The 4,514-nt window shown below is 64.3% G+C and carries 4 protein-coding genes; all 4 read right to left on the bottom strand.

Going from position 1 to position 4,514, the window contains the following annotated elements:
* Positions 1-20: 20 nt before the first annotated feature.
* Positions 21-860 carry a hypothetical protein gene (locus BLS51_RS29060; protein WP_090285873.1) on the bottom strand — a complete coding sequence of 280 codons (840 nt, stop codon included), beginning with the start codon at positions 858-860 and terminating at the stop codon, positions 21-23.
* Between the two features lie 8 nt (positions 861-868).
* Positions 869-1,735 carry a hypothetical protein gene (locus tag BLS51_RS29055; RefSeq protein WP_139168820.1) on the bottom strand — a complete coding sequence of 289 codons (867 nt, stop codon included), beginning with the start codon at positions 1,733-1,735 and terminating at the stop codon, positions 869-871.
* Between the two features lie 3 nt (positions 1,736-1,738).
* Positions 1,739-3,340, bottom strand: coding sequence for a hypothetical protein (locus tag BLS51_RS29050; protein WP_090285866.1), 1,602 nt, complete (start codon positions 3,338-3,340; stop codon positions 1,739-1,741).
* The coding region (locus BLS51_RS29045; protein ID WP_139168819.1) for a DUF4214 domain-containing protein at positions 3,333-4,514 on the bottom strand (1,182 nt) is incomplete at its 5' end. The genes BLS51_RS29045 and BLS51_RS29050, both read right to left, overlap by 8 nt.

Here is a 4,514-nt window from a genome sequence, read left to right as displayed (position 1 = left end):
CATCCGCAGGAAGCGCGCCGTCATTTTGCGTCCTTCCCCAGCATGAAGAGCCGCCAGCTGCCGCCAGCGAGGCGGTACAGCGCGAGCGCGTCGGTACCGGCCGCCGACAGCGACGGGACCACGCCACCCGGATAGGTGGTGCCAGCCGGCGGCGTGAACGGGTACAGGCCGCCATTGGTCAATTCCAGGATGAAGCATGCCGACGCGCCGGCCGGGATGCCGCTGACCGTCAGTGCCCAGCTGGCCGTGGCCGTTTTCTTGAACAGCGTGCCGGCGCCAAGGTCGGCGTTATTGCCTGCCGCCATGTCGACCAGCCCCTCGAAAATGCCGGCGGCGTAGAACTGCGAGCCGGTGTATTGGTTGAAGCCCAGCTGTGCGCCACCAGGCGCGCTCAGGCTGACGACCCAATCCGCCGCAGTGAGCCCGATGCCCGACAGCGCCTTGATGTTGGCGATCATGGCGCCAGTCGCCGGGTCGTAGGACAGTAGCGGACCACTCATCTGCACCGCGTCCGGCGCAGCGTCGCTGGCCAGCGTTACCCAGGCGCCCTTGTTGAAGTTCTTGCCTGGCTGGACGGTGTAGATCTGCGCGCCATAGGCTGTGGTCAGCGCCGTGCTGGAAGTGCCCGAGCTGCCGGGCGCCAGGATGGCGCTGGCGGCAAATGCCTCGGCCAGCACCGCCGCAGCCTCAGCCGCCTCGGTCGACCCGCCTCCGACCGCCACCACGTCCTCCGCATAGCTCTCCAGCGCGAGCACCGCGTTGTAGCCGATGAACTGGTATTGCGCCGGGATGTTCTCGGCGGCAGCCAGCGCCGGGTCGTTGGTGTAGCGATGCCCATTAATTTCGAAGTCGATTGCCATGTTCTTCCTTAAAAAGCTTCTTCGACCGCCACCGGCAGCGAATTGAGATTGACGTTGGTACATGTCGGCTGGCCGGCATCCACGGTGCACATGAAGGACTGCTTCTGGCGGATCGCCGCCGGCGCGTCGGAGTCGTAGATGTAGAACAGCGGCTTGGTCGATCCGTAGCGGCGAACCATCTCGTAAAAGTTGCCGTACAGCTCATCTCCACTCAGCCAGTCGAACTGCATGTTTGCTACGCGATATGAGCGTTGCTGGTCCGCGAACTGCGGGCCGCCCTTGGCGCGCGTCTTGGTCGAGGGATCGACATAGAACGGCGGGTTGGCGCCGTAGGAAATGTTGTAGACCGAGGTGATCGCCGGCGAGGCGACGATCTGGCCGATGTCGACGTAGCCGGCTGGGTTGGAGCGCCAGTCGAGCTGGACGTCCAGGTAGCGGCCGATGCCGGCTACCGGCGCCACGTACACCCAGGGGATCATGTAGCCGGCGGCATCCTCCGCTGTCATCCGGCCGTCGATCCACTCCACGCGGGTCGGGTCGAGCGTGCCGTATGGGTAGATCACCCCGAAGAACTCCTGCCAGTCGGTGTCGATCACCGCATCGGTCAGCGCGGCATCGGTGCAGAAGCGGATGCGCGCCTTGTCGAACAGGCCGGCGTTGTGGAACGGGATCGCCAGCACCGAGACGTTGCGCAGCGTGCCGAGGTCGATGACAAAGCGGGTGCCGGCCAGGTCGATACCTGGATAGCGCGCCATCTCGGACAGCACCTCGCCGTGCAGGTTTTGCAGGTCAATCCAGCCGGGTCCGCTCACGGTCGGCGTTACGATCGACGTCGGCAGGGTCCAGTTTGGGAAGCAAAGTTTAGGATTCGCCATTCATCAGCCCCAGAGGGTAAGTTCAGTTTTTCGGGTTTGGCGATCGATAAGAACGCCGGCGACGCGCACCAGCTTCCCGTTGTTGTAGCCCCAGCGGTCCATCTTCAAGCTGACCGTGGCGCCGGCGCGTACGGCGTTGATCTGCGCAGGCGAGAGCCACATCGAAAGCGTGGTCAGGTTGCGCGCGACCTTGTAGGCGGCGAGTTGGCTGTCAGCAAACGCCTGCGCCGGCGCGGCGGCAGAAATCAGCGAGGTCAGCTCCAGCTTCACAGCGTTCTTGTAGGCCGTCTGCACGGTTGCATCGGTGGCCGGCGCGATGCGGTATTCCTCCGCCAGCCAGGCGCGCGCCGCCAGTCCGGCCCGGCCGCCCGGTGCACGAACAGGATCAGTGCTACTGGTCTTGTCGCCGCCCAGATCCGCGTCGGCCTGCTTCGTCCAGTTCCTGCCATACGACAGGTTGACCAGGTAGGCCGGCGCCACGTCGCCGTTGCCGACCGGGTCCGAGATGTCCATGGTTTCCGTGCGCAGCGCAGTCAGCGTCGCGACTGGCGGGCCTGATGCAGGTGTCCACTGCGCGATGCGGTACACGCCGGTCTGGTCGCCGTACCACGCAGCGGCCGCGCTGTTGGCGATGGTGCTGAGCGCAGCGGCGGCGGTCGACTCGTCAAACAGCGCAAACTCGATTTCCGCCGGTAGCGCGGCGTCCAGCGCGGCGACGTCGGCCGCCGAGATCGAGCCGACTGGCACGCCGGCGTACAGCAGCACTCGGCGCCAGGTCTGCGCGTGGGTGCGGTCGGCGGCAGTCCCGCAGGCGACGTCGCAGGTGATCCCGCGCGCCGGCGACGCGCCCAGCCGGATGTAGCAGCCGCCGGCCACCGTCGAAAAGACGCGGTACTGGCCAGAGCTGGGCGCCGTGGCTTGCATGTCGGCGAGGCTGGCGTATGCGGAACCGGCCGTCAGCGGCAGGCCCCCGTCACGCACCGCAGTGATCGTGTGCGCGGCGGCGCCAACCGGCACCGATACCTGGTAGATCAGCTTCGAAGTGTTGCACAGCACCGGCGACATATTCGACGCCAGGGCCAGAACCATCGGCTTGACCTTCGACTTGATGTCGTCCAGGCCTTCCACCCCGTTCGGCAGCACGTTGTTACCGGCGAAGCGCGCCGTTTGCAGCGTCTTCTGTTGCGCTGCCGTCAGGTCTGCCGGATGGAAAGTGATTTTATTCCAGTCGAAGGACGGCTGGCCGGCCAGCGTGCCGTTGATCACGGTAACGTAGCCCGCCGGGTACGGCGCACCGCGCTCGCCGATGCGCACCACAATGCTGCGGCCGTCGAAGGCATAGCCGATCAGCTTGGCGCCCAGCGTGCCGCTGGAATCGTCCAGCACACACTCGCCGGGCGTGATTTGGCCATACTTGCCCGGCCCGGTGTAGATGTCGACGCGGCACCAGCCCGGATCGAGCAGGAACGGGCGATACAGCGCGTTGGCCGGTACCTCGGCCGGCCGCGTGCGATACGCCAGTCCGTCACAGAATCGCAGCGTCTCCGCCAGGCCGGTGGCTTTGTTGTAGCCCTCAATCTCCACCAGGACGATCTGCTCACTCATACATCACCGCCTGACGAGTAGATAGCACTTTTGCCATGTGCTGCCGCGACTGGCGCTGGCCTTCCTTGGTGGCGCCGTTCTCCGCAGTTTCCTCCGCCGCCTCCTTGATCGCCGTCAGTAGCTCATTCTGCTTGGCGATCAGTGCATTCTGCCGCTCGATCGCTGCCGTTTGCTTAGCAATCGCAGCATCGGAAGTTCCGCCAGCCATAATTTCTCGGCTCTGACTTGCGGTATACACGCGCCCGGGTTGATCAAAGTTCACCAGCTCAGGCCCCTCTTCGCCGACCAGCGACCAACCAGCGGCCAGGCCACCGTTAGCAAAGGCGCTGATTCCTCTCAACTGCTTGTATTCATCGGAGTTTTTCAACGCATCATAGATCTGGGAATAGCTCGCACCATTCTTGATCTGCGTTGCCCAAAAAGCCATGCCAGCCTCATCTCCCTGGCGGCCAAGTACGTCCTTGTAGATGCCGGCAACCATGGCCTCGACTGACTGGCCACTGCCGCTAGCGCCGGCGACGCTGTTCGCTGCCGCAGCTGCCGCAGTTACGCGAGCCAGATCTTGAATCCCATCGAGCACGGCCTTTGTGGTCGCAGCCAAGCCGGTGATGCCGTCTTTAATGCCGATCAGGGGTGCGACTTGCTTGTTCAGCGCATCGAGCTGCTGTTGGGCAATCGAGGCCGCCGAGCTTTGCGACGCTGCTTGCAGAACCAGCGCGGCCTGAACCTTTGCGTAGTCCTTCACGTAGGCCTGTGTTGAGCCGTTGTAAGTACGAGACGCTTCAAGAAGTGCCTGCGCAGCCGCGCTCTTCGCCTCACCTGGCGCGGCAGCATCAAACTGGCGCTGCGCCTCGAAGTATTTCTGCTCCGGGGACAGGATCGACTGGGCACCCAGCTTCAGCGCATTGATCTGCTTCTCAGTGGCAGCAGCGGCAGCCAGTTGCAGGTCGACGACCGATTGGAGCGCCGACTTCTGTTTGTCGTAGGCTTCGAGCAACGCGGCCTGAGCATTCTTCACTGCGGTCTGCGCCTGGATCTGGTCGTACAGCGCCAGGTTGTACGGCTCGATCGCAGCGCGTGCTTTCGCCGCCAGCTGCGCGGTCGTCAGCATCAGCTCGTCGTACTGGTTCGTGAACTCCTTGCGCTGGTCCTTGAGTTCCTGCTCCGACATCTT

This window comes from Duganella sp. OV510, assembly GCF_900100205.1.
Taxonomy (GTDB): domain Bacteria; phylum Pseudomonadota; class Gammaproteobacteria; order Burkholderiales; family Burkholderiaceae_D; genus Rugamonas.
This window is presented reverse-complemented; position numbering and strand designations above follow the sequence as displayed.

Excerpts from the sequence above, each read along its gene's own strand:
- BLS51_RS29060 (WP_090285873.1), bottom strand. The coding sequence starts at position 860 with ATGGCAATCGACTTCGAAATTAATGGGCATCGCTACACCAACGACCCG.
- BLS51_RS29055 (WP_139168820.1), bottom strand. The coding sequence starts at position 1,735 with ATGGCGAATCCTAAACTTTGCTTCCCAAACTGGACCCTGCCGACGTCG.
- BLS51_RS29050 (WP_090285866.1), bottom strand. The coding sequence starts at position 3,340 with ATGAGTGAGCAGATCGTCCTGGTGGAGATTGAGGGCTACAACAAAGCC.